This window comes from Vogesella aquatica, from assembly GCF_028548455.1.
Taxonomy (GTDB): domain Bacteria; phylum Pseudomonadota; class Gammaproteobacteria; order Burkholderiales; family Chromobacteriaceae; genus Vogesella; species Vogesella aquatica.
In genome coordinates this window covers 16,296-41,526 of sequence record NZ_JAQQLF010000023.1, presented here as the reverse complement: position 1 = coordinate 41,526, position 25,231 = coordinate 16,296, and the positions used below count along the sequence as shown (strand labels likewise).

14 protein-coding genes, 1 tRNA gene and 1 pseudogene are annotated in these 25,231 nt (G+C 55.8%); 6 read left to right on the top strand and 10 right to left on the bottom strand.

Annotation, left to right across the window (positions count from 1 at the left end; translation table 11 throughout):
* Positions 1 to 38: 38 nt before the first annotated feature.
* Positions 39 to 728: a Bax inhibitor-1/YccA family protein gene (locus tag PQU95_RS15680; RefSeq protein ID WP_272752882.1), complete on the bottom strand. Its 690-nt coding sequence runs from the start codon at positions 726 to 728 to the stop codon at positions 39 to 41.
* A 157-nt stretch (positions 729 to 885) separates the two neighbouring features.
* On the opposite strand from PQU95_RS15680, the gene PQU95_RS15675 reads away from it, so the two are divergent.
* Positions 886 to 970, top strand: a tRNA-Leu gene (locus PQU95_RS15675).
* 199 nt (positions 971 to 1,169) lie between these two features.
* On the opposite strand, the gene purL is transcribed toward PQU95_RS15675, so the two are convergent.
* On the bottom strand, positions 1,170 to 5,051 hold the full coding sequence (gene purL / locus PQU95_RS15670) for a phosphoribosylformylglycinamidine synthase (protein WP_272752881.1): 3,882 nt from the start codon (positions 5,049 to 5,051) through the stop codon (positions 1,170 to 1,172).
* A 150-nt stretch (positions 5,052 to 5,201) separates the two neighbouring features.
* Here purL and PQU95_RS15665 point away from each other — a divergent pair, with 150 nt between their 5' ends.
* Positions 5,202 to 5,540 (top strand): P-II family nitrogen regulator, encoded by a 339-nt coding sequence (locus PQU95_RS15665; RefSeq protein WP_017509599.1) that lies wholly within the window; start codon positions 5,202 to 5,204, stop codon positions 5,538 to 5,540.
* A 141-nt stretch (positions 5,541 to 5,681) separates the two neighbouring features.
* Here PQU95_RS15665 and PQU95_RS15660 read toward each other — a convergent pair whose 3' ends face one another.
* Positions 5,682 to 6,473 carry an outer membrane protein assembly factor BamD gene (locus tag PQU95_RS15660; protein ID WP_272752880.1) on the bottom strand — a complete coding sequence of 264 codons (792 nt, stop codon included), beginning with the start codon at positions 6,471 to 6,473 and terminating at the stop codon, positions 5,682 to 5,684.
* Positions 6,474 to 6,623: 150 nt separating this feature from the next.
* Entirely contained in the window at positions 6,624 to 8,810 is a 2,187-nt protein-coding gene (locus PQU95_RS15655; protein WP_272752879.1) for a PhoX family protein, read from the bottom strand.
* A gap of 180 nt (positions 8,811 to 8,990) precedes the next feature.
* Here PQU95_RS15655 and rluD point away from each other — a divergent pair, with 180 nt between their 5' ends.
* From rluD to PQU95_RS15635, 4 genes are all read left to right on the top strand, one after another.
* Positions 8,991 to 10,121 carry a 23S rRNA pseudouridine(1911/1915/1917) synthase RluD gene (rluD, locus tag PQU95_RS15650; RefSeq protein ID WP_373321414.1) on the top strand — a complete coding sequence of 377 codons (1,131 nt, stop codon included), beginning with the start codon at positions 8,991 to 8,993 and terminating at the stop codon, positions 10,119 to 10,121.
* Positions 10,111 to 10,875 (top strand): peptidoglycan editing factor PgeF, encoded by a 765-nt coding sequence (gene pgeF, locus PQU95_RS15645; RefSeq protein WP_272752878.1) that lies wholly within the window; start codon positions 10,111 to 10,113, stop codon positions 10,873 to 10,875. The genes rluD and pgeF overlap by 11 nt, the downstream gene beginning before the upstream one ends.
* Positions 10,876 to 11,326: 451 nt before the next feature.
* A complete protein-coding gene (locus tag PQU95_RS15640; RefSeq protein ID WP_272752877.1) occupies positions 11,327 to 14,194 on the top strand; it encodes a ribonucleoside-diphosphate reductase subunit alpha in 2,868 nt (955 codons plus the stop codon).
* Positions 14,195 to 14,468: 274 nt separating this feature from the next.
* Positions 14,469 to 15,539 (top strand): ribonucleotide-diphosphate reductase subunit beta, encoded by a 1,071-nt coding sequence (locus PQU95_RS15635; protein ID WP_272752876.1) that lies wholly within the window; start codon positions 14,469 to 14,471, stop codon positions 15,537 to 15,539.
* Between the two features lie 272 nt (positions 15,540 to 15,811).
* On the opposite strand, the gene PQU95_RS15630 is transcribed toward PQU95_RS15635, so the two are convergent.
* The 6 genes and pseudogenes from PQU95_RS15630 to PQU95_RS15600 form a co-directional block, all read right to left on the bottom strand.
* On the bottom strand, positions 15,812 to 17,518 hold the full coding sequence (locus PQU95_RS15630; RefSeq protein WP_272752875.1) for an ATP-binding protein: 1,707 nt from the start codon (positions 17,516 to 17,518) through the stop codon (positions 15,812 to 15,814).
* Positions 17,519 to 17,521: 3 nt separating this feature from the next.
* Positions 17,522 to 18,781 (bottom strand): SIR2 family protein, encoded by a 1,260-nt coding sequence (locus PQU95_RS15625; protein WP_272752874.1) that lies wholly within the window; start codon positions 18,779 to 18,781, stop codon positions 17,522 to 17,524.
* Between the two features lie 370 nt (positions 18,782 to 19,151).
* Positions 19,152 to 19,518, bottom strand: a pseudogene (locus PQU95_RS15615) (transposase); the annotation flags it as partial.
* Positions 19,519 to 19,599: 81 nt separating this feature from the next.
* A complete protein-coding gene (locus tag PQU95_RS15610; RefSeq protein WP_272752873.1) occupies positions 19,600 to 22,443 on the bottom strand; it encodes an HD domain-containing protein in 2,844 nt (947 codons plus the stop codon).
* Between the two features lie 175 nt (positions 22,444 to 22,618).
* The gene (locus tag PQU95_RS15605; RefSeq protein ID WP_272752872.1) at positions 22,619 to 24,967 is read right to left on the bottom strand and encodes an AAA family ATPase; all 2,349 of its coding nucleotides are present in this window, start codon (positions 24,965 to 24,967) and stop codon (positions 22,619 to 22,621) included.
* Positions 24,939 to 25,205 carry a hypothetical protein gene (locus tag PQU95_RS15600; protein ID WP_272752871.1) on the bottom strand — a complete coding sequence of 89 codons (267 nt, stop codon included), beginning with the start codon at positions 25,203 to 25,205 and terminating at the stop codon, positions 24,939 to 24,941. Before PQU95_RS15600 ends, PQU95_RS15605 begins: the two co-directional genes overlap by 29 nt.
* Positions 25,206 to 25,231: the final 26 nt, after the last annotated feature.

Genomic DNA, 25,231 nt, shown 5'->3' with positions numbered 1-25,231 from the left:
TAGGCCGGCGTTGCTTGGTTGGTACTGCCTGGCAGCGCTTAGTCGCGGTCGCCGGCAAAAGCCATCAGCAGGTGCAGCAGGCTGGTAAACAGGTTGTAGATGCTGATGTAGATGCCCAGTGCAGCAGAGATGTAGCTGGTTTCGCCGCCATCTACCACGTTTTTCACTTCCCACAGGATCATCAGCGAGCTGAAGATCACGAAGGCTGCGGAGATGGCCAGGGCCATGGCCGGCAGCTGCAGGAAGATGTTGGCAACAATGGCTACCATCAGCACCACGGCACCTACGGTCAGGAATTTACCCATGCCGGACAGGTCACGCTTGGTGGTGGTGGCAATGCCTGCCATCACGGCGAACACGGCTGCGGTACCGCCGCCGGCTACCATGATCAGCTGCGCGCCGTTGGACAGCTTCAGCGCCACTTGCAGCAACGGCCCCAGCATCAGGCCCATGGCAAAGGTGAACACCAACATCAGTGGTACGCCCAGTGCATTGTTGCGGTTGGCCTGTACGGCGAACATCAGGCCGTAGATGACAGCCATCATGGCCAGTACGCTCATGATCGGGCTGGCCGCCATGAAGGCAAAGCTCATGTTGGCACCAATGGTGCCGCCGATAACGGTGGGCACCATGGACAGGGCCAGCAGGCCATAGGTATTACGTAGAACCTTATGGCTTGCGCCGCTGTATGCGGTGGTTTTGTAAGCAGTGTGAAGGTTCGGTTGCATGGCGACGATTCTCCTCGCGCGTGTTATTGGGGACGGCAATGTCATGGACAACATATTGTTACACAAGTTTCTGCAGCTGCCTATTTTGATCAGGATGCTTGCCAAAAAAAGCTGATTGGTCTATTATCCGTTTCCTCAAAGCAGTACTGATGTCGTGGCGAGAGTGGCGGAATTGGTAGACGCACTGGATTTAGGTTCCAGCGCCTCGCGGCGTGAGAGTTCGAGTCTCTCCTTTCGCACCACACAGCAGTACAGCATGCATAAGCGCCTGCACCGTAATGGTCTGGCGCTTTTTGCATTGTTGTTGCCATAGATAATGGCAACACGCCACTACTTCAAGTGCCGCACCGCAAACAAGCCGCCCTGCACTGTTGCCGCCCGGCAGACATAAAAAAACGCCCCGACGTGTCGGGGCGTTTTGCTGTCAGCTTGCGGCCAACCTTAGCCGATCCAGCGGCGGGCGCTGGCAAACATGCGGAACCAGCCGCCGTTTTCGCCCCAGCTTTCCGGGTGCCAGCTGTTCTGGATGGTGCGGAACACGCGCTCCGGGTGCGGCATCATGATGGTGAAGCGGCCATCCGGCGTGGTGACGCCAGTGATACCTGCCGGCGAACCGTTCGGGTTCATCGGATAGGTTTCAGTGGCCTGGCCATTGAAGTCCACATAGCGCAGCGCCGTCAGCACCTGCTCTTGCGCGCCCGGCGCAAATACCGCGCGGCCTTCGCCGTGCGATACCACTACCGGCAGCTTGGAGCCGATCATGTCCTGCAGGAAGATGGATGGCGACTCGGTCACTTCCACCATCGCGAAGCGGGCTTCGAACTGCTCGGAAGCGTTACGCTTCAGCTTGGGCCAATGCTGGGCACCAGGGATGATGTCCGACAGGTTGGACATCATCTGGCAGCCGTTGCACACACCCAGCGCAAAGGTATCGCTGCGGCCAAAGAAGGCCTCGAACTGCTCGCGCGCCTGGCCGTTGAACAGAATGCTCTTGGCCCAGCCTTCGCCGGCACCCAGCACGTCACCGTAGCTGAAGCCACCGCACGCTGCCAGACCTTTGAAGTCGGCCAGCTGTACGCGGCCGGCAATCACGTCGGACATATGCACGTCTACCGCCTCGAAACCGGCACGCGTGAACGCCGCACCCATTTCGATCTGGCCGTTCACACCCTGCTCGCGCAGGATGGCGATGCGCGGGCGCGCACCGGTAGCGATGAATGGCGCCGCCGGGTTGTCTTCGGTATTGAAGGTCAGCTCGGCAAACAGGCCGCGCGAAGCGTCGTCGGCAATCTGCGCGTACTCGCTATCGGCACCCGCCGGGTTGTCACGCAGGCGCTGCAGGCGGTAGCTGGTTTCCGACCAGGCTTGCTGCAAGGCCACGCGGCTCTGGGCAAACAGCTCGTCTTCGCCGTGCACCAGGCGCAGCACGCCATCGGTCGCCGGCATGCCGATTACCGATACATTGGCCGCCAGGCCCATGATCTCGAAGCGCTTCAGTACGTTGTCGATTTCATCGGCAGCCACTTGCAGTACCGCGCCGAGCTCTTCGTTGAACAGTACCGCGTTCACGTTGGCCGCATCGCCACCGGTCAGCATGGACAGCTCAACCTGCGCACCCAGATGGCCGGCAAAGCACATCTCGGCCAGCGTGGCGAACAGGCCGCCGTCGGAGCGGTCGTGATAGGCCAGCAGTTTGCCGTCTTCTACCAGCGACTGGATCACGGTAAAGGCGGAAGCCAGCTTGTCGGCGCTGTCTACGTCCGGCGCCTGGCCGTTCATGTCGTTCCACACCTGGCCGAAGATGGAGCCGCCCAGGCGGTTTTTGCCTTCGCCCAGGTCCAGCAGCAGCAAGGCGCTATCGGCCGCGCGCAGTTGCGGGGTCACGGTCTTGCGTACGTCGGCCACCGGGGCAAACGCGGAAATGATCAGCGACAGCGGCGCAGTTACCGCTTTTTTCTCGCCACCCTCTTCCCAGACGGTTTTCATCGACAGCGAGTCTTTACCCACCGGAATGCTCACATCGATGGCAACGCACAGGTCGGAGATGGCTTTCACGGTGGCGTACAGTTTGGCGTCTTCGCCAGCGTGGCCGGCAGCGGCCATCCAGTTGGCAGACAGCTTCACATTGCCCAGCTCGCCTACGTTGGCCGCAGCCAGGTTCAGCAGCGATTCGCCTACCGACACGCGGCCGGCGGCCGGTGCGTCAAACAGTGCTACCGGGGTGCGCTCGCCCATGGACATCGCTTCGCCCAGCGTGGTGTTGAAGCCCATCGCGGTCACAGCCACGTCGGCTACCGGCACCTGCCACGGGCCTACCATCTGGTCGCGTGCGGTCATGCCGCCCACGGTACGGTCGCCGATGGTAATCAGGAAGCTCTTGTCGGCTACGGTCGGGTTGCGCAGCACGCGGTACGCCGATTCTTTCAGCTCGTACTGCGCGGCGTTCAGCGCGTCGGTGCTTACCGGCACGGTTTTCACGTCGCGGGTCATGCGTGGCGGCTTGCCCAGCAGCACTTCCAGCGGCATGTCTACCGGTTTGTTATCGAAGTAGTCATCGCGCACTTGCAGGTGGCCGTCGTCGGTAGCTACGCCCATCACGGCAAACGGACAGCGCTCGCGTTCGCAGATCTCGGTAAAGGTAGCCAGATCTTCCGGCATCACGGCCATCACGTAACGCTCTTGCGATTCGTTGGACCAGATCTGCATCGGGGTCATGCCTTTTTCTTCCAGATGCACTTTGCGCAGATGGAAGATGGCACCACGGCCGGCGTCGTTTACCAGCTCGGGGAAGGCGTTGGACAGGCCGCCGGCACCCACATCGTGAATGGATACGATAGGGTTGGCCGCGCCGCGCTGCCAGCAGCGGTCGATCACTTCCTGGCAACGGCGTTCGATTTCCGGGTTGCCGCGCTGTACCGAGTCGAAGTCCAGGTTTTCGCTGTTGGCACCGGTATCCATCGAGGATGCCGCGCCGCCGCCCAGGCCGATCAGCAGGCTGGGGCCGCCAAGCTGGATCAGCAGTGCGCCTTCGGGGATCTCGTTCTTGAAGATTTGCTGTTCCTGGATGTTGCCCAGGCCACCGGCGATCATGATCGGCTTGTGGTAGCCACGGCGCTCGCCCTGGAAGTCGTCTTCAAAGGTACGGAAGTAACCAGCCAGGTTCGGGCGGCCGAATTCGTTGTTGAACGCGGCGCCGCCGATGGGGCCTTCGATCATGATGTCCAGCGCGGACGCGATGCGGCCCGGCTTGCCGTACTGCTTGGCTTCCCACGGTTGCTGGAAGCCCGGTACGTTCAGGTTGGACACGGTAAAGCCCGACAGGCCGGCTTTCGGGCGCGAGCCACGGCCGGTGGCGCCTTCGTCGCGGATTTCGCCGCCATTACCGGTAGACGCACCGGGGAACGGGGAAATCGCGGTCGGGTGGTTGTGGGTTTCCACCTTCATCAGGATGTGGGTCGGCTCTTCGCTGTACGCGTAGGTGTGGCTGCCCGGCTGCGGGTAGAAGCGCTCGATGGTCGCGCCGTCGATCACCGAGGCGTTGTCCTTGTACGCTACGCGGGTACCCTGCGGGTGGGCGTCGTGCGTGTCGCGGATCATGCGGAACAGCGACTTGCCCTGTTCCACGCCATCGATCACGAATTGCGCATTGAAGATCTTGTGACGGCAGTGCTCGGAGTTCGCCTGGGCAAACATCATCAGCTCGACGTCGCTAGGGTTGCGCTGCAGCTTGATGAAGTTTTCTACCAGGTAGTCCACCTCGTCCGGCGACAGGGCCAGGCCCATGTCGGCGTTGGCCGCATCCAGCGCAGCTTTGCCGCCACCCAGGATGTCTACGGTAGACAGCGGCTGGGGGTCAACATGCACGAACAGGCGGTCTGCGTCGGCCAGGCTGGCCAGCACGGTTTCTGTCATGCGATCGTGCAAGAGGCCCGCCAAACGCTGGCGAGCCTCTTCGGTAAACGGGGCGGCAGACTGGATGTGATACGCAATGCCGCGCTCGATGCGCAGGACATTTTCCAGGCCACAGTGGCGTGCGATGTCGGTCGCTTTGGACGCCCACGGTGACAAGGTGCCCAAACGGGGCGTAACCAGGAAGAATTCACCCGTTGGTTCCTGTGCCAGCGGCGGTTCGCCATAGGTCAGCAGTTTTTCCAGCACGGCAACTTGTGCCTCGGATAGCGGCGACTCGCTTTCGGCGAAGTGCCAGTATTCGGCGGCGATAGTCAGGTCTGGTAGACCGGCTTCGCGCGCATTGGCCAAGAGTTTATCAAGTCGGAACTGGGACAGGGCGACGCCGCCCCGCAGCTTAAGAATGTGCGACATTGTATACCCGCAACAATGGAGACAAGGATCAGGAAAGCGCGTAATAATACACGCAATCCCCCGCTTTTATAAGGCCGCAGGTGGAATATTGCCAGACAATCATGCTGCCAACAGCCCGCTTTGCCCTATCCATACAAGGAGTTGCGATCCATGAAAAAAGTCGAAGCAGTCATCAAACCGTTCAAGCTGGATGAAGTGCGAGAGGCTTTATCTGACATTGGCATCAACGGCCTGACCGTTACCGAGGTAAAAGGCTTCGGCCGCCAGAAGGGCCACACCGAGCTGTACCGTGGTGCCGAGTACGTGGTGGACTTCCTGCCCAAGGTAAAAATCGAGGTGGTGATTGCCGACGATCTGGTAGACCGCGCTATCGAAGCCATCATCCAGACCGCGCGTACCGGCAAGATCGGCGACGGCAAGATCTTTGTCTACCCGGTAGAGCAAGTAGTGCGCATCCGCACCGGCGAAACCGGCGAAGACGCGGTATAACACCGCCCCCTGCCCGCCCCTGTGGCGGGCTTTTTCATGCCTGCGGCCAACCCGGCCGAGACGCCCGCCCCATAAGAAAAGCCCCGCCTGGCAAGCCAGCGGGGCTTTGTGTCGTAGCCTGTCCGGCCCGCCGGGGCGAGCTTAGCCCCAGAACTTCCACCACGGTTGGCCGCGGTATTCCCACGGCTGCGTCAGGTAGGCGCTTTGCGGGAAGTTCAGCGCCAGAATGCGCCGGGTATCGGCCTGCAAAGCGGTCATGCCCAGCTTGCCGTAGGCCTGCTCCATGACGGCCAGCGCCTCTTCGTTGTGGCCGGTATTGGCGTACTCCTGCACCACAGACTGCGCACGGTTGGCCGCAGCCAGCCAGGCTTCGCGCTTCATGTAGTAACGCGCCACGTGCATTTCGTGCCCGCCCAGCGCGGCGGCCAGATACTGCATCTTCTGGGAGGCATCCTCGGCGTAGCGGCTTTGCGGGTAGCGGGTAATCAGCTCGCGGAAATCATTAAACGAATCGCGGGCGGCCTTCGGGTCGCGCTCGCTGATGTCCTGGCCGGTGGTACGCGCCAGAAAGCTGGTATCGTCGTTGTAGTGCACCAGGCCTTTCAGGTAGTACATATAGTCGGCACTGGCATGCGCCGGGTACAGGCGCAGAAAGCGGTTGGCCGCAGCGATGGCCAGCTCCGGCTCGCTATCCTTGTAGTGCGTATAAGCCTGATCCATCAGCGCTTGCTGCGCGTGGCGGCCATAAGGGAAGCGTGCCTGCAAGGTTTCATAAAGCTTGAGGGCGCGGGTGTAATTACCACCGTTCAGTTCGTCACGGGCTTCGCTGTAGATCTGGTCTACCGTCCAGCCACGGGTTTCATCCTGCGGCTCCACCGTGGCACAACCTGCCATCAGCACGACGGCCAGCAAGGCTACAAAGCTTTTTTTCATGAGGTGTCCTTGTTTGACTGCGCACGATTATAACCAAAACTGCTGTTTGCGCACGCCTGGCAGCGGTTTCTTGCTGCCGCCTGCACCGTTGCCATGAAAAAACCGCCCGCCGGGCAAGCCGGCAGGCGGTGTGGCTAGCAGCGGCGGGTATCAGGTGCCGATACGGCCGCCGTCGTTCTTGGTAATCATCACTGTGGCCGAGCGCGGGCGCTTGCCGGCGCCGTAGCCGCTATTGGACGGCCACTGGCTGACATACTTGCCCGGGTCGCCCAGGTCACCCACTGCCGTGCCTTCGCCCGGGTGCTGGATGTTGACAAACATCACCTTGCCGTCCGGCGTTTCTGCCACGCCGGTCACCTCGCAGCCTTTCGGGCCGACCAGGAAGCGTTTCAGCGTATCGCTGGTAGGCTTCTTGCCGACATAGGTATCCACCAGCACGCTACCGTTGGCGACCGACACTTTACCCCCGTCGCCTACCCGGCCTGGCAGCGCGGCCAGCATCTGGTCGTTGGTCATGTCGTTGTAGGCGCCGTCATCGGTCTGGATCCAGCAAATGCCGGTGCTCTGGGCAAACTGCAGGCCGTCCGGGCTGGAGAAATCGTTGACATCGGTCAGGCCGGACAGGTTAATGCTGGCAATGGCACCGGCTTCGGAGCCAAACAGATACACGTCCCACGTGAAGGTAGTGGCGTTGGCGTCGCCCTGCTCGGCCAGGCGCAGGATGTGGCCGTTGACGTTGCCCTTCTGGGTACTGGTGCCATTCTTGACGTCGGTGTAGCTGCGCGGGTTGGCCGCATCCACCAGCTTGCTGGCGTCGCTGCCGCTGGCAACGCGGCTACTGTTGTTGGTGAGCGTAAAGTAGATGTCGCCGGTGGTGGGGTGGGTGGAGCTCCACTCCGGGCGGTCCATCTTGGTGGCACCGGCTGCATCGGCGGCCAGGCGGGCGTTCACCAGAATGTCAGCCTGGTCGGCAAAGGCGTAGGTGCTGTAGCCGGCGATCAGCGGGTTGGCCATCGACAGCTCCAGCCAGGTGCCGGTGCCGTCGGCATTGAACTTGGCCACGTACAGCTTGCCCTTGTCCAGGTACTTGTCGCCGGTGGCCATCGGGTCGGCCGGCTTGGCGTCGGCCGGGTCCCATACCGCGTCCGATACATACTTATAGATATATTCGAACTGCGAGTCGTCACCCATGTAGATAGCCAGCGGCTTGCCGGTTTTCAGCAGCGAGAACGCCGCACCCTCGTGCGCAAAGCGGCCGGTGGCGGTGCGCTTTTTCACCACGCTATTGCGGTCGTAGGGGTTGATTTCGGTCATATAGCCCTGGCCGTTAACCTCGTTGCGGTAGTCGGCAGCAGCACTGGCGCCGGTGGCCGTGATGTCCCAGCGCGCATAGCGGTCGTCGGTGCCGGCGGTTTCCCAGCCGTAGCGGCTGCTGGCATTCACACCGCGGCCATAGCGTGTCAGCGCCGCGATTTCTTTGGCGCTGCGAGCGGCAGCGTCGCTACCGCGCTTGAAATAGCCGGACCAGTTTTCTTCGCCGGTCAGCAGCGTACCCCACGGCGTTTTGCCGGTGCCGCAGTTGTTTACCGTGCCGCGTGTGCGGGTGCCATCGGTGGAAAACCTGGTCACCAGCAAGCTGCTGCCACGTGCCGGGCCAGCCAGCTCGATGGTGGTTTCTGCGGTAACGCGGCGGTTGAACGGGCTGGTTTGCACGGTGGCAAAGCGGCCATTACTGCCTTTGGCCACCTCGACTACCGACACGCCATGGCAGGCGATCTCGATGTCTGCCTCGGCAGCCGGGCGTGGCAGCGCTGTCGGCCCGGCGGCAAACAGGGTTACCTGCTCGATGTACTCGTGGTTCATGGCCAGCAGGCCACGGCTGGCGCCCGCCTGGTCGGCCTGGCCTGCAGCGCTCAGGCCAAAGTACTGCATGCCGTCATGGTGGTCGCCGGCGCGCTGGTCGTAGCCGGTATCGGTGCCGTCATTCTTGAACGCGGCCACGCCGGCAAACAGCGGGTCGCCTTTGGCGTAGATCACGCTGGCGGTATAGCCCTCGGGCACGATAAAGGCATCGGCCAGGCTCTTGGCTACCGGCTTGAAGCCCAGCAGGGTTTCGGCAGGTGCCGCTGCAGCCTGCGCAGCATTGCCGCCCAGGCCCAGACAGCCGGTGAGCCCCATGCTGCCGAATACGGCGGCACCAGCCGAGCCCAGCATGAAGCCGCGGCGGCCAATGCGTGCCGCCAGAATATCGTGCATGGTGGGGTTGTTCGAGGTGTTGTTGCCGATGTCGTCCGGGTCTGCACCGTTGGCCAGCGGGGTGAAGTTGTTTTTGCTCATGGCACTTTACAAGTAGGTGGTGGGTTGGTTTGGAACAGTCGCTTGATGGTATGCACCAATGGTTACCCCGCCATGAAGCGCCAGTTGCGTACCCGTTACCTGTCATCTGGCTGCCACGCCAACAGGACAAGCAGGCCAGACTGCTTTAAAATCGCCCGATTTACCTCACGCCACAAAGCCATGAACGAACAAGACATTCTCGCCGACGAACTGCTGGACGACGATATTGCGGACAGCGAAGGGGAAAGCGGCGCCGGCGGCGAGGCGCAGCAACTTTCCGTACCTTACGAATTTTCCGGCGATCGCCTGGATGCGGCGCTCACCAAACTGCTGCCCGAGTATTCGCGCAGCCGCATGACCCAATGGATCAAAGACGGCAAAGTACTGCTGGACGGCAAGCACATGCCCGGCAAGACCAAGCTCTTGGGCGGCGAAGTCATTACTGTAGAAGTGATCCCGCAGCCCGAGGCACTGGCCTACACCGCCGAGCCGGTAGACTTCCCCGTGGTGTACGAAGACGAACACATCATGGTGGTGAACAAGCCGGCCGGCCTGGTGGTCCACCCTGCCTCCGGCAACTGGACCGGCACCCTGCTGAACGGCCTACTGCACCGCAACCCCGAGCTCACCCACATTCCGCGCGCCGGTATCGTGCACCGCCTGGACAAAGACACCTCCGGCCTGATGGTGGTGGCCAAGACCCTGCTGGCGCAGACCGACCTGGTGCAGCAGCTGCAGGCGCGCACCGTCAAGCGCATCTACCGCTGCGTGGCCACCGGTGTGGTGCCCTACGACGGCAAGATCGAAACCCTGATCGGCCGCGACCCGCACAACCGCCTGAAAATGGCCGTGCTGCGCTTTGGCGGCAAACCGGCCATTACCCACCTGCGTGTACTGGAACGCTACGAAGACTTCAGCTACGTAGAGTGCAAGCTGGAAACCGGCCGTACCCACCAGATTCGCGTGCACATGCGCGAAGCCAAGCACCCGCTGGCCGGCGACGCCACCTACGGCAACCCGCGCCACCACGGTAGCGAAGCCGCCGACGCCGCCGTCAAGGCATTGGCGCGCCAGGCGCTGCACGCCTACTCGCTGGCGCTGGTGCACCCGGCCACCGGCAAGGAAATGGGCTGGAAAGCCCCGCTGCCGGACGACATGAAACAGCTGCTGGCCCTGCTGCGCGCCGAACGCGACGAGAAATTTGCCGCCGCCAACGCCAAAGCTGCCGCCAAGGCCGAAGCGCTGGACGAAGACGACGACGATGACTGGGACGACGATAACTACGACGTCGAAGTGCACTATGTTCGCTAAGCCCGTGCACACGCCCGCAGCAGATACCGGCTGGTTCACGCCAGACTGGCCCGCTGCGGCCAACGTGGGCAGCCTGGTCACCACCCGCCACGGCGGCGTCAGCCCCGCACCCTACGGCAGCCTGAACCTGGGCGACCACGTAGGCGACGATGCGGCCAACGTAGCGGCCAACCGCGCCCTGCTGCGCGCCGCCCTGCCCGCCGAGCCCGCCTGGCTACAGCAGGTGCACGGCATGACCGTGGTGGACGCCGCCACGGTCGCCCCCGGCAGCGTGCCGGTAGCCGATGCCAGCTTCAGCCGCACCCCCGGCGCGGTGTGCGCCGTGATGACAGCCGACTGCCTGCCGGTACTGCTGGCCGACCGTGCCGGCACCGTGGTGGGCGCGGCCCACGCCGGCTGGCGCGGCCTGTGCGGCGGCGTCATCGAGGCGACCATCGCCGCCATGGGCGAGCCTGCGGCCAACCTGGTGGCCTACCTGGGGCCGGCCATCGGCCCCGAGGCTTTCGAGGTCGGCGCCGAGGTGCGCGCCGCCTTCATGGCGCACGACAGCCATGCCGCAGCCGCATTCGACGCCATTGCCGATGGCAAATACCTGGCCGATATCTACCTGCTGGCGCGGCAAAGGTTGGCCGCGGCCGGCGTGACCGCCGTGTACGGTGGCGATGCCTGCACCGTGATCGAGCGCGAGCGCTTTTTTTCCTACCGGCGCGACCAGGTAACCGGCCGCATGGCCAGCCTGATCTGGCTTGGCTAAACACAAGATGTAGTGTTGAAGGGCGGTGAAAACCGCCCTTTTTGCTTTTTGGGCGTCGCAACAGCGCAACAGCCGTCATAAAACCGCCGCTGTGGCAAAACCGACCCAGCCGCAAACCCTTGTTGTAGCTAGCCCCGCCGTGCGCCGTGCCCACGCCGCAAAAATAAGTTTGCCGCGCAAAGCCAATACTGGCGCGGCTTTCAGCTTTTTGCGGTAGCTGTCAAGACTTGCTCCGCACACACTTCACCACTAGAATTTGCGTCGCTTTCCGGTCAAAACAGCATATATTGTGTTTGTGCACAGCTGGCGCACAGCTTTTCAACAGAGTTGTCCACAGCCCGGCTGCCACCACCGCTGCGCGACCCCTTCCGCCCGCGTGCCGCATGTCAAAAACACATGCCCGCCGCCGCCGGAAGCATCGAATAACCTACCCATCACGAGGGCAATGACAATGCCACTGACCACTACCGACGCCAACACCGCCGCCGAACTGGGCCGCGCAGCCGCGCCACAAGCCGACTACAGCCAGTACAAGACCATTCGCCGCAATGGCGCCGTGGTGGCATTCGAGCCGGTAAAAATCTCCATCGCCATGACCAAAACCTTCCTGGCGGTAATGGGCTCGCAAAGCGTGAACTCCGCCAGCATCCGCGACAAAGTGGCGCACCTTACCGAGGCCGTGGTCAGCGCCCTGATGCGTCGCAAACCGGAAGGCGGCGCCATCCACATCGAAGACATCCAGGACCAGGTAGAGCTGTCGCTGATGCGCGCCGGCGAGCACGACGTGGCCCGCGCCTACGTGCTGTACCGTGACCAGCGCTCGCAAGAACGCGCCGCCCGTGGCGAAGCCCTGCACCAGATCCAGATCAACGTGATCCGCAAGGACGGCCGCAAGCTGCCGCTGGATATCGCCCGCCTGCGCGCCACCATCGAATCCGCCTGCCAGGGCCTGGCTGCCACCGACGTGGACGCCATCCTGTCCGAAACGCTGAAGAACATCTACGACGGCGTACCGGAAGAAGAAGTCAACAAATCGTCCATCCTGGCCGCCCGCGCCCTGATCGAACAAGACCCGGCCTACGACTACGTGACCGCCCGCCTGCTGCTGGGCAATATCCGCCTGGAAATCCTGGGCGAAGCCATCAGCCAGGAAGAAATGGGCCAGCACTACCCGCTGTACTTCCCTAGCTACGTGAAAAAAGGCATTGCCGCCGAGCTGCTGGACGAAAAGCTGGGCGAATACGACCTGAAAAAACTGGGCGCCGCGCTGAAGCCGGAACGCGACCTGCAGTTTGGCTACCTGGGCCTGCAAACCCTGTACGACCGCTACTTCCTGCACATCGAAGATACCCGCATCGAAATGCCGCAGGCTTTCTACATGCGCGTGGCCATGGGCCTGGCACTGAACGAAGTGAACCGCGAAGAAAGCGCCATCGCCTTCTACAACGTGCTGTCCAGCTTCGACTTCATGTCGTCCACCCCTACCCTGTTCAACGCCGGTACCCGTCGTAGCCAGCTGTCCAGCTGCTACCTGACCACCATCGCCGACGACCTGGACGGCATCTACGAAGGCATCAAGGAAAACGCCCTGCTGTCCAAGTTTGCCGGTGGCCTGGGTAACGACTGGACGCCAGTACGCGCCATGGGCAGCCACATCAAGGGCACCAACGGCAAATCGCAAGGTGTGGTGCCGTTCCTGAAAGTAGTCAACGACACCGCCGTGGCCGTAAACCAGGGTGGCAAGCGCAAAGGCGCCGTGTGTGCCTACCTGGAAACCTGGCACGCCGACATCGAAGAATTCCTGGAGCTGCGCAAGAACACCGGCGACGACCGCCGCCGCACCCACGACATGAACACCGCCAACTGGATCCCCGACCTGTTCATGAAGCGCGTGATGGAAGGTGGCGAGTGGAGCCTGTTCTCGCCTAGCGAAACGCCAGACCTGCACGACATCTACGGCCAGGCCTTCGAAAAAGCCTACACCGCCTACGAGCAAAAAGGCCGCAACGGCGAGCTGCGTGTATTCAAGCAGATCCCGGCGCTGAGCCTGTGGCGCAAGATGCTGACCATGCTGTTCGAAACCGGCCACCCATGGGTGACCTTCAAAGACCCGTGCAACATCCGTAGCCCGCAACAGCACATGGGCGTGGTACACAGCAGCAACCTGTGCACCGAGATCACCCTGAACACCAACGACGACGAAATCGCCGTGTGCAACCTGGGTTCCGTGAACCTGGCGCGCCACCTGAAACAAGGCGCCAACGGCCCCGAGCTGGACACCGAGAAGCTGCAACGCACCGTACGCGTGGCCCTGCGCATGCTGGACAACGTGATCGACATCAACTTCTACCCGGTGAAAAAAGCACGCAACTCCAACCTGAAGCACCGCCCGGTAGGCATGGGCATCATGGGCTTCCAGGACTGCCTGCACCAGATGCGCGTACCGTACGCCAGCACCACCGCTGTAGAGTTTGCCGATGTTTCCATGGAAGCCGTGGCCTACTACGCCTACCTGGCCAGCACCGAGCTGGCAGAAGAGCGCGGCCGCTACCCGTCGTACAAAGGCAGCCTGTGGGACCGTGGCATCCTGCCGCACGACAGCATCAACCTGCTGGCAGCCGAGCGCGGCGGCTACCTGGAAATGGACCGCAGCGAACGCATGGACTGGAGCAGCCTGCGCAAGCGCATCGCCGAACACGGCATGCGTAACTCCAACGTGCTGGCCATTGCCCCTACCGCCACCATCGCCAACATCATTGGTGTGTCTGCCTCCATCGAGCCGACCTACCAGAACCTGTTCGTGAAATCCAACCTGTCCGGCGAATTCACCGTCACCAACGAATACCTGGTGCGCGACCTGAAAAAACTGGGCCTGTGGGACGAAGTAATGGTCGCCGACCTGAAATACTTCGACGGCAGCCTGGGCCGCATCGACCGCGTACCGGCCGAGCTGAAAGCCATCTACGCCACCGCGTTCGAAGTAGACCCGAGCTGGCTGGTAGAAGCCGCCAGCCGCCGCCAGAAATGGATCGACCAGGCACAATCGCTGAACCTGTACATGGCCGGTGCATCGGGCAAGAAACTGGATGAGCTGTACAAGCTGGCCTGGGTAAAAGGCCTGAAAACCACCTACTACCTGCGCACCCTGGGCGCCAGCTCGGCCGAAAAATCCACCGGCCGTGGCGGCGAACTGAACGCCGTACCGGTAGCAGGCGGCGCAGCCGCAGCACCCGCCCCGGCAGCCGTGGTAGACACCACCCCGGCCACCGATGCCAAGTTCTGCAGCATCGACAACCCGGACTGCGAAAGCTGCCAGTAAGGCAAACGGGCTGATTCATCCGCAGCCCGGATCGGTAGCCCGGATAAGGCGCCAGCTGCATCCGGGGAATCAGCCCGTAGCCCGGATAAGGCAAAGCCGCATCCGGAGAAACAGGCAGGAATCAGGTAGAACACAAGCCCACAGGTTGGCCGCATGCGGCCAACCCATCCTCAAGCCGGTTGCCCGCAGCCGGTTTCGGGATGACGCGGCGCCCTCCCACCGGACGGCGCGCCAGAAACACGATCAAACCCATACAGTATCCGGAGCAAGAATAATGAGCCTCTCCTTCGACGACACCCCTGTTACCGCCACCCCGGCCGCCACCGCAGCCGGCCGTGTAAACGCCCTGGACAAACGCGTGATCAACGGCAAAACCGACGTGAACCAGCTGGTACCGTTCAAGCATAAATGGGCGTGGGAAAAATACCTGGCCCAGTGCGCCAACCACTGGATGCCGCAAGAAGTAAACATGCAGCGCGACATCGAACAGTGGAAAACCGGCCAGCTGTCCGAAGACGAAATGCGCATCGTCAAGCGCAACCTGGGCTTCTTTGTTACCGCCGACAGCCTGGCTGCCAACAACATCGTACTGGGCACCTACCGCCAGATCACCAGCCCGGAATGCCGCCAGTTCCTGCTGCGCCAGGCTTTTGACGAAGCCATCCACACCCACGCCTACCAGTACATCGTGGAAAGCCTGGGCCTGGACGAAGGCGAAGTATTCAACGCCTACAACGAAATCAAATCCATCCGCGACAAAGACGAATTCCTGCTGCCGTTCATCAACGTGCTGTGCAACCCGGAATTCAAGACCGGCACCCTGGAAACCGACCAGACCCTGCTGAAATCGCTGATCGTGTTTGCCTGCATCATGGAAGGCCTGTTCTTCTACGTCGGCTTCGTACAGATCCTGGCGCTGGGCCGCCAGAACAAGATGACCGGCGCCGCCGAGCAGTACCAGTACATCCTGCGCGACGAGTCCATGCACTGCAACTTCGGCATCGACCTGATCAACACCATCAAGCTGGAACAGCCGGAAATCTGGACCGACAGCTTCAAGGCCGAGATCACCGAGCTGTTCAAGCACGCCGTAGAGCTGGAATACGCCTACGCCGAAGACACCATGCCACGCGGCGTACTGGGCCTGAACGCCAGCATGTTCAAGGAGTACCTGCGCTTCATCGCCAACCGCCGCATGCAGCAAATCGGCCTGGACCAGCTGTTCCCCGGCGTGAACAACCCGTTCCCGTGGATGAGCGAGATGATCGACCTGAAGAAAGAGAAAAACTTCTTCGAGACCCGCGTGACCGAGTACCAGACTGGCGGCGCGCTGAGCTGGGATTAATTGAGCTGTCAGAAATCGGAAAGGTTGAAATTTTGTAGTCAAAGTTTGAAATTTCCGATAGCCAAAGCATGAAATCTTGCTTTGCTTAACGCAAAGGCCCTGCAGATGCAGGGCCTTTGTCATGTTCAGGGGGCGTTTATGAAATAGTCTCGTGCCAAGGTCTTCGGTATATTGACCAACGCGGCCATCCACACCCTATTAGCTGTATGGCAAGTTTGCTGCATCAAACAGAAGTGAAGGCTGATGATGAAAGCTCAGGGACTCCCTCTCGTTTACCATAGCTCTTGGAAGCTGGGCCCATCCGAAATTGGCGGCTGAGAAGGGCGACCAATTTGAATTGTCACAGGGATTGGGAAGTCAACACCGACCATCGCCACTTCGCCCTGTTTGAGGTTGGGGAGAAATGAAGCTGCGGATCGATCAATTTCTCCGCATGCCCGCTCGACAACTTCTCGATCCCGATCGTTTGTCAGTCGATGAATCAATAAAGTACCCATCTGACTCAGCACACCTTCAGTAATGTCTCTCGGCCGTTGAGTTGCTAGACAGATATTCAAACCGTACTTGCGCCCCTCCTTGGCAATCAATTCAAATGCATCAAGGTTTTGAAGGTCATCCTCATTGCCTAGAGTTTTGCCCAGAAAATTGTGAGCTTCGTCGAGTATGACAATCAAGGGACTGCTTCTGAAAGCTTCAGCCCTTGCTCGCTGCAGTAAGACCCTACCGATCGCGTTGGCAATAACTTCCCTTGCATTGAATTCGTAGCCGATTGAGCTTAAGCAAATCCTGAACAGACGCCTATCACTTCTCAGAAAACCGTCAAGACTATCTACAAGACTTGGTTGTCCTTCTGCAGGGCTGAATACGCAGCTCAGTGAACTGGATTCCATTACACTCATGATTCGCGTCATTAGCGAAGAGCAATATGATAATTCGTTGCTTGGAGCCCCCCAGCGATCCAATCTATCTAAGCCAGCATCTGGAAAACAGCACTCTTGGACAACTTGCTGGACAAGGTACTTCGGGTCGAATGGCTGGCTCGGGTTTCCTACACGGCTAGCGTTATTATTACGCCGTAGTGCCTCTCGGAAGGTTTGTTTAGGCTTATTCACCTTGTGCACAATTCCATCAGGGAACAAGTCTGATGCAAGCGCGACTAGTCGTAAGCTTTTAATTGCTTCCCGCAGTTTTGGACCCTGTGTCTTACCAGAGGGTTGAAACAGCGCAATAAAATCTGTTTCTGTAAAGTTTGCTGGTGGAATCGAAACCTCAATAGAATCTGGATTTCGGTTCAGAGGTGAGCCTAAATGACAATGAAAAGTGTCTGGCCCACTTAGCGACCGATATTCACCTGTGGCATCGATGAGCACGACTTTTGAGGAAAACCTCCGGCACTCCTGAATTAACTTTGAGGTAGTCCAACTCTTACCGCCGCCCGTCGAGCCCAATATAGCGCAATGCCTGCCGAATAGCTTCTCTGGGGTGACGGCGATAGGAAAACCGCTGTCACCTGCAACATGTCCAAGATTCACAGCGACGCGGGGCGGAGTGCCGTCAATCCCAGCAGAGGTTAAAAGAGGAATCTGTGAAATAAAGTCCCCTGGGGCCGAGTAAACTCGATCTCCTAATCGAGGGTAAGAGCTGACGCCAGCTGTGACCTTAAGCGTATGGGGGCTTACCGAACCGAGGAGGCGAACTAGCCCGATAGCATCAATCTGGCCAGTTCCCGCAAAATCCTGAGATATTTCACTACGGTCACGTTCGGGAAGGTTAACCTCGGTGATGCGGCCTAGAATGACTGCCTGTTGCCCTTCGATCAAAACAAGTTCGCCAACTTCACCCTTGCCATAGCGATGTTTTCCTAGGTAGTGCCCGCTAACCTCACCAGCATGCGCGAGATTAATCTTAATAAGCTGAGCACTTACGCTTGATACTACGCCAATCTTCAGCGGGCTAAACAAAATTCCGTCAAGAGCCATTGATTATTCCCTGCCGCCTATACGTCTCACAGCATTTGCGAGCTGCTCAGCAGGCGAAGCAGTGCGCAGATGTGGGATGTGGTTGACTAAGTCGCTAAATGAGCCACTGAAGAAATGGATGTCGAAACCATTCATCGCAAGATCATAGAATTTACGCCAGTAAGAACTGGAGCCATAGAAACCTCTATTGTGAACGTGGTGGATGCAATTAAAATCGCAGAGTATGAGCTTTAGGCTCGGGTTAGACTGAATCGCGGAATAGATTGGCTCGGATAGATGGTCATCATTGAAACCAAAGCCCGCAACCATTAGGCAGCTATTAGGTTGGCGCAGAAACTCCAAAAACCTTGATAGAAGTTCAAGATGTGGCTGTAGAAATGCTTGTTGATATTTCCCTTTTGCCGGATAGATTAAACATGCATTTTCTGGGCTGGGAGATAGAAATTCGTAAATTTCGCTACCGTCACGCCCCCAACTTACTGAACCATGTAGCTTTAGAAGATGGAAAATACCTTCTGCAAACTCATGGCTGTCCGATTCTCGTCGCACAATATCATAGGTAAAATGCTTCCCATCAAATCTACGCTTTCTGGTGTAAGAAAACCCATCGATAGTGACCATGCCCAAATCAGATGCCGCCGTCTCGAAGCACATATCATAGTTGGTGGTAAAAACTTTTAATCTGGGGTCTCTGACCCTGCGTCTTGCTAGCTTCTGCAAAAGATTTCTATAAGCTGAAATGTCTGAATTGGAATTGCACATGAAATCCGTGCACGCATGAAGAATAACGGCCTTCACTTCATTAACAAAAGTGTTGACGACTTGATCTTCATTGAAAGCTAAGTAGGCATCGCAGTGTGATAAAAAATGCTCGATGTTTGGATTGACTCTCTCCGTATATCGCACAGTGTTAGCTACATGGTCAGCACGCTCGGTGAGTGTACCTTGGTCATCCGAGCACATTGCTATTTGCCACAATTGCCACATGCTCGGGCCACCAACAGCGCCGAGTGAGGTACCACTTCCAGCAAAGAATCCCAGGTTCGGAATCTGAAGAGCCGATGCAAACATCTCCGAAAGCTCTGCCCGATTAGCGCGCACTTGCGCATCCTCAGCCTCCTCCACTGACCTCAGTACTTTGAAGGCATCCTCTGTCAGCGGCTTCCATTCGGTGACTCCAGGAGGTAGGTACGCCTGCTGCCCCCTGAATGTATTGTCTAAGGGAGGCGGAGGCACTTGAGAAATGCCGCATTCTTTTGTCATGACAACGATCCTGTTATGTCTAAGGAACCTTAGCCATCGGAAGCAAAATTCTCATAAGTGGTTGAGGGTAGTTCCATGGCGCAGGCTTTAGAATGTCTGCTTGGGGTTAATAGTTGCCATGCTAGCACAACAGCATGGATATCCGCTTCGGCCAAACTAGCGTTCTTGGAGGTTGGCTTGGGTGACCTCCTCCCAGCCTAACCGAGCGGTCTGACTTAGAGATCCCGGGCTTCAAGGTGGGCAAGCCGGAACTCGCTGGGCGTCTGGTCGCCCAACGAGCTATGCGGCCTAACTCACTATAATCCTGTCGCCAACGTTCGATCTTGTCACGGGCGTCATCCAGCGACAGAAACCAATTTAGGCATTAAAAGTACGTCGCTTGCCGCAGCTGAATAACTGCCGTGGCACGACGTATACTGACGCGATACGCGCCAATCAGGAAGTTAGCCAGCTCGCGTTTGCTAGCCGGCTTCACAGCTTTTTTTGATGACTTCCTGCGGCATCTGCTTATCCAGGCTCAAATCCGCAACCATGTGCTCGAGTCGGGCGTTTTCTTCTTCCAATTGCTTCAGGCGACGTAGTTCGCTGACACACAGACCACCGTATTTCTTCTTCCAATTATAGAAAGTCGCTTCGGCGATGCCCATTTTACGGCAGACCTCTCCGTCCGTCGTACCCGACTCCGCTTGGCTCAAGGCGAAAGCAATCTGCTCTTCCGTGAACTTCGACTTTTTCATGACAAATCTCCTACCCGGATAGGGTTAAATTTGCCAGAAATCTCTACTTTCCACCGCTACCATTTTTTGAGAAGAGGTCACTCAATTCGGAGTAGCCGGCAGCCCTAGCAAGATCTTCCCAATTTCTTCATTAAGTTTTTCATAGAGTGCACGAATCTCATCAATGTCAATATTTTTATTCTTGCGTCGCTCATAAACCCAGCCAATTAAATCATCATCAAAATTAAGCCATCCCCCATCCTGAGAAAAAACATACGGCAGCACAAGATAATCAGATGCATATGAAATATGCATATGAAATCTCGCCCAGGGAATTGTAGCCTCGATAGCAATATTTCTGTACTCCCCCCACGATGGGAATAGCATCCTTCTGCCAATATCTAGGCCGTTGCTTTTTCCAGATAATAGCTTCGAAAAAACTTCATTACTAACAGGACAAATATCAGAATGCGACCATAGACATGTTTCCGAAGCCCCCGGTGCTGGGAGGAGCTCTTGCCAATAGATCCCTCTCTTGGTTGCAAGTATTTTAATTAGTTTCAATGCAACCGCTGCAGAGTCACCTAAAATTAAAGCCACCTCTTCTACATTAGGGTTGATTTGATTTTCAAATTGAAAAAAACCAGAAGCATGTCTTTCCTTAACCCCCATTTTTTCAATGGAACCATTTGAAATTTTGTTTAACACTTCCGATAGCGAAAACACTCCTTTACCTTCAATGGAAATATCAAACCGCATTAGATCATCATGAAATTTATCAACATCATTACAGTTAATACTATTCAAACAGTAGAAGGCAGCTGCACAAGGGCGATCAACTTCATCAATGCAATCATAATTATTGAATATATATTCAATCAAGGCTTGCTTAATTTTTTTTACAGCAGCCGATTTTGCTTGTGGAAGGATTTTTTCACGATTATAAGTTAAAAACTCGATGGCCTGATGTCCATAAAAGTCCACCTGCGCAGAAACAAAAGGCAATCCAGGCTGCAGATCCGAGAATGGCTGCCCCCGGAATAAGGTATGCATCATGCGAAAGTCAAAATATCCAAACTGCACTTGACTTAAAGCTATGTTGGTTTCTCGTGAAAAATAAGTACCTCTACTACCAGACGAAAGCTCACCCTGCATTGTCTTTATTTTTATAGGGCTTCCTGCATTGAAATTTTTTATTGCTTCAAATATTTTAATTTGCTCATAGATTTTCAAGTCAGATGTTGGTTTTGTGAAATCATATTCGCCCATCTTTCTCATGAGCTCCCCACCGCTCCCGTCAAAAGGAATTGATATTCTATCAGGAAATGGGTCTATTCTAATATCCACCTCAACAGTTGCTCCGTAGTCAACATCGCTGGGGGAAAGAATTTCAATAACAACAGAGCTATTCTTGCCTTTGCTAAAAGTCAAACGAAGAGCTTCGTTAGTTACTCTACTTTTGGTGGAAATTGAAAATTTATCTGATAACAGATATATACTCTGCAGTCCAATTCCAAAATTTCCTGAAGGCTTAAACCACTCTGGCATTTTTTGGATTATTCTTGATTTTTCACTGTTTTTGCTGGAGCTACCCACTTGTAGCATATGCACAATATCAGACCTACTAATCCCCATACCTACATCTTTTACAACAAGCGTAAAAATATCTTTGTCACTGTGGTTTTGTAAAAAATCCACCGAAATCTTACTTGCATCATAGATATCAAATAGAATTTGTGAAGATGGATCGAGATTGACAATTTCCTCAGAGTGCTTCTCCCAGATTGAAATAATGGTGGAATCGACTGCGTTCTGCAATATTTCACGTACACTTTCAATTTTCGATGAATACAGCCCAGTACCTCGCAACAACTTGAGAATTGCATCTGCGTTTAGGTCAAAATTCGGCTTTTTACCCTGATTTATTACCAGGTATGGTTTGTTTAAGTAAACTCTGGGAGGGGACAGCGTAGGAAGTCGTCCTAATTTTTTATTAGGCACAATACTTGGCCAATGTTGAGACTGATTTTGGTATTCTCTTTCTAGCCATTTAAACCAGTCATGTGCTACTTCATAAGAATCTGGAGAAGGACAGACCACTTCTATTTCTATACGTTCCGAATCAAGTCGAAAATGCCTGATACCTTGATGTTTATCAAAATGCGCATGACTATGCTCTGGCAAGGATGCGCCACTCATCCGCATCATAACTGGACAGAAACGATTGTCATCAACATCTAAAAGGTCCCCCATCCGCAACAGAAATGCGACATAGCGGGGATGGCAATCTTCTGTTGCCATTCCCGCTTCGGAGAATGGCAGTTCCATAACTTTCTCAAACGATTGACCGTGTGCGTCGCATATGGCGGCAAGCACACCAAATAAACGCTTTGGAAGTAGCTCGTTACGCGGTGATGTTAAGCCTATTTCTTCAAGCGGGTCGTGAATTATTTTTGCAGAATTTTCAGGATGCTTCTTTCTATACCACTCAGCCAGAAGCTGGCGGTATTCGTCAAAAAATACATGTGCAGCTGAACCATTTGGTAACGTTGCGGTGCCTTGCAACCAATTCAATGAGAATTGATAGAGGTCGTGATCCGGGTTGTTGACAATATCTTGAACAAAAATTTTAAACTCAGGAGTATCCATATCCTGAATTTGTTTATATGTCACAACCATTCCTATGTCGTGACTATAGGCGGCCTCTAATATCAACCAAATATCAGTTGCTGTTAAGTGGCCGATACGATCCCCTAGCATTCTCTCGATATTGACTATGATTTGTCTAGAATGCGAAGAATCATGTCTGCTGTAATGTGGAAAAATTGAGCTAATATTCTGGAGTGCCTTTGAAATTAACTCTTTATCAAATCTCCACTGTGATTCAAGCAACTTTAGATGCTCATGTCTCTCACATGCCTCTCTAAAATAAAGCTCCAAACTCATCAATCTCATCTTTTTGCCGCAATTAAATAACACGTAAAATCCTGAAGCATTTGTCTTAATGGTGTTTTCATTAAAATCGCTTCAGCCATTAATTTGTTGAATTTTAGTAACCAGTAAATTGATTACATATTGAACGAGAGTCAAAGCCGCACTTGACTCATTCGGCAAATTTATTTCAAGAAAATTCATCGAGTAGGCGAACCATTGCTTCGTAGTGCGCCTGATCATTTTGGCTAATTAGCTGAAGCACATCTTTCAGTACAGCCTGAGTCTCTGCGAGAATACTTGGGTCATGGTCAGGCTGCGCAACGGCATCTCCATGAGAAAAGGTGTGCAAGAATCGCAGTACACGTGTCTTGATACCCGTGTCACCAGCGACTAACTGGAGCTTTTTGTGAAGATCACCAGAGTAGCCCGGCACTCTATATGCTAGGAATGCTTCAAGTAGACGACGTGCCATATTCGGCATGCTGTAGTACTGCTCTAAACCATCACCTTGATCAAGTTGAGTTAGATCATAGACTCTCTTGAACAAGTAGTGATACTCAGACTCAAAGTCGGTCAAGAATGGATCAAGCGTCTCTAGCTTTGCTGCCCGCTGCCCATCCAAAAGCACAGGAGACAGGGAGAAGAACCGCGCTGGCTTCTCCCCTTTCCGCTTCCGCCCCCATTTGTTCACGCTATCGAACCAGTTTCGGACTTGCCGGAAGAATGCAAAGTTATGTGTGAGAATAAATAGTTGCTTCGCACTCGCAGTACGCTCTTTCAGGAATCCGAATGCGCTGAAAAGAGAGTTTGAGTCGAGACTGGACACTGGGTCGTCGATTACTACGATACCATCTTCAAGAACAAAGTCTGTTCCCTGTAGAGATTTCAGAAAGTACATGAACGCAACGGCAGTTCGTTCGCCATCGCTAAGGTGCATCGCTGGGTGACCATTACGAACGATACGGTAGCCGTTGTGTTCAGCCACAAGTTTCAGTTCTGAACGTCCTAGGTATCCTGCAAGTTCGGCATTCAGCTCATCTGCGGGTCGATGGTGTTGTCGTATCTCGACTTCCAGGGCGGCAATTTCTGTCTCGAGTTCTCGCGCCTTTTGCCGCGCAACATCACAAACAGATTCACCCTCAGCAACTGACCAGCTCTTTTCTTTCCATCCTTCTAAGGCAGCTAGCACTTCATCCTGGGCCAGTGCATCCCTAGCAGCCTTGACAGATGCATCAAATGACGAGGTAAGTAGATTGTGCTTAGCAAGCGTTGCATTAAGACGCTTCAGCTCCTTGGCACCGGCGAAGGAGGCGACAAAAGGAGCCCCATCCGCCGCGAACGCGAACAGTGCCATGACAAACTGGGCCAGTCCCCCTCCCTGTCCAACGTGCTGCAACCAGCTAGATAATTCAATCTGCTTGAACGGGTCCTCTAACTTAGCAAGTAATGCATGCTTGAGGGCATCCAATGCCCCCTGTAGTGTTTTGGAATGCTTCTGCAACTCACTCAAAGCTGAAGCGTACTCATCTTGCAATGCCTCATACAGCGCTTCAACAGGTGGCGCAGAAAAGCCATTTCCAAATGCAGATGCTTGCTCAACTTCATTCAGCAGGGCACTGACCTGCTGTTTCAGTCGCTTAAATTCATCGTTAAAATGGGCTTCAATCTGAGTGATGCGCTTTGCTGGTAAAGGCTGATCACAGAATCGGCAGGTTTCGATTGATCGCTGTCCACTATGAAGCGCCAAACCTTCGCCAACCCAGCTTGCTACTGCTTGATCGGCTGCGAGATCGTCCAAGACAGTTGAAACAACCGATGCGCGGAGCAAGGACTCAGTCCTCGTACGAAGACTGACCAGGTCCGGAAATCTGACAGAAATTTCCTGTAGAGCTGGTAATGCCTTACTTTCGCGCATCTTCAAATGAGTGTCGCGCTCTTCTTCTGTCAGCCGCTCAGGTAGGGTTGCGAGGCCTATTAGTTTCTGGATCTGCTGTTTGAACGATCTGGCATCGTAGTTATTGTAAGTACCACCACCTGAGACGGTTAGCATGAGGCGTATGCTTTTGGCTTGCTCAGTGCAAAAATTCTCCAGCGACTGAGTGGAAAGCCTTAGAGCAGACAACTGATTAGTTTCGATTGTTTTTTGCTCGTTGAGCTGTGCTCTCAGCACAACAATCCGCTGCTGCTTCTCAACACTATCCTCACCGAAATAGTAAACAGGCGGCAGATGTGTGTCGTTTGATTCGAACACCGCTCTTCCAACAAAATCACGATTGAATACCCGGACACTGGGAACAGGCTCAGTTCCTAAGTTTGTACCATTTACTACCCGATCGCCGAAGATAAAATCGATACGCCCTTCGACAATTGGCCGCCTTTTCTCAAGATGACGCAGAATGGTCGACAGTGTTGTTTTACCCGCCCCATTCCATCCATAGATAACATTGAATTGGCCAAAATCATGCAAGTCTGCAGGCCAATTGAAATCTCGGAAAATGCGATAGTCCTTAATTTTTCCAATACGACTCAATATCATTTTTCTTCACCTGTTCTTGCTCTTGAACAGCACTATTTGATGGGGCTGTCACATGTTTTGCATTTTTTCTTTTCGCCACCACAGTGGCTGTACTCAGCGTATCTCGTCGCCCTGGTATCTTTACAATTAAGACTCCCCGCTCCGTTTCATCTCCAAGATGATCGCCGCAACGGGTAGTACACCAAGTGCCCATGTGGCTTAGCTTGCTGTGATCTTTCGAAAGATCGAGAACAAGCATCACACCCAATTTAATGTTTGAATTGC

Coding starts and splice junctions, on each gene's coding strand:
- PQU95_RS15680 (WP_272752882.1), bottom strand. CDS start 728: ATGCAACCGAACCTTCACACTGCTTACAAAACCACCGCATACAGCGGC.
- purL (WP_272752881.1), bottom strand. CDS start 5,051: ATGTCGCACATTCTTAAGCTGCGGGGCGGCGTCGCCCTGTCCCAGTTC.
- PQU95_RS15665 (WP_017509599.1), top strand. CDS start 5,202: ATGAAAAAAGTCGAAGCAGTCATCAAACCGTTCAAGCTGGATGAAGTG.
- PQU95_RS15660 (WP_272752880.1), bottom strand. CDS start 6,473: ATGAAAAAAAGCTTTGTAGCCTTGCTGGCCGTCGTGCTGATGGCAGGT.
- PQU95_RS15655 (WP_272752879.1), bottom strand. CDS start 8,810: ATGAGCAAAAACAACTTCACCCCGCTGGCCAACGGTGCAGACCCGGAC.
- rluD (WP_373321414.1), top strand. CDS start 8,991: ATGAACGAACAAGACATTCTCGCCGACGAACTGCTGGACGACGATATT.
- pgeF (WP_272752878.1), top strand. CDS start 10,111: ATGTTCGCTAAGCCCGTGCACACGCCCGCAGCAGATACCGGCTGGTTC.
- PQU95_RS15640 (WP_272752877.1), top strand. CDS start 11,327: ATGCCACTGACCACTACCGACGCCAACACCGCCGCCGAACTGGGCCGC.
- PQU95_RS15635 (WP_272752876.1), top strand. CDS start 14,469: ATGAGCCTCTCCTTCGACGACACCCCTGTTACCGCCACCCCGGCCGCC.
- PQU95_RS15630 (WP_272752875.1), bottom strand. CDS start 17,518: ATGGCTCTTGACGGAATTTTGTTTAGCCCGCTGAAGATTGGCGTAGTA.
- PQU95_RS15625 (WP_272752874.1), bottom strand. CDS start 18,781: ATGACAAAAGAATGCGGCATTTCTCAAGTGCCTCCGCCTCCCTTAGAC.
- PQU95_RS15610 (WP_272752873.1), bottom strand. CDS start 22,443: ATGAGTTTGGAGCTTTATTTTAGAGAGGCATGTGAGAGACATGAGCAT.
- PQU95_RS15605 (WP_272752872.1), bottom strand. CDS start 24,967: ATGATATTGAGTCGTATTGGAAAAATTAAGGACTATCGCATTTTCCGA.
- PQU95_RS15600 (WP_272752871.1), bottom strand. CDS start 25,205: ATGCTTGTTCTCGATCTTTCGAAAGATCACAGCAAGCTAAGCCACATG.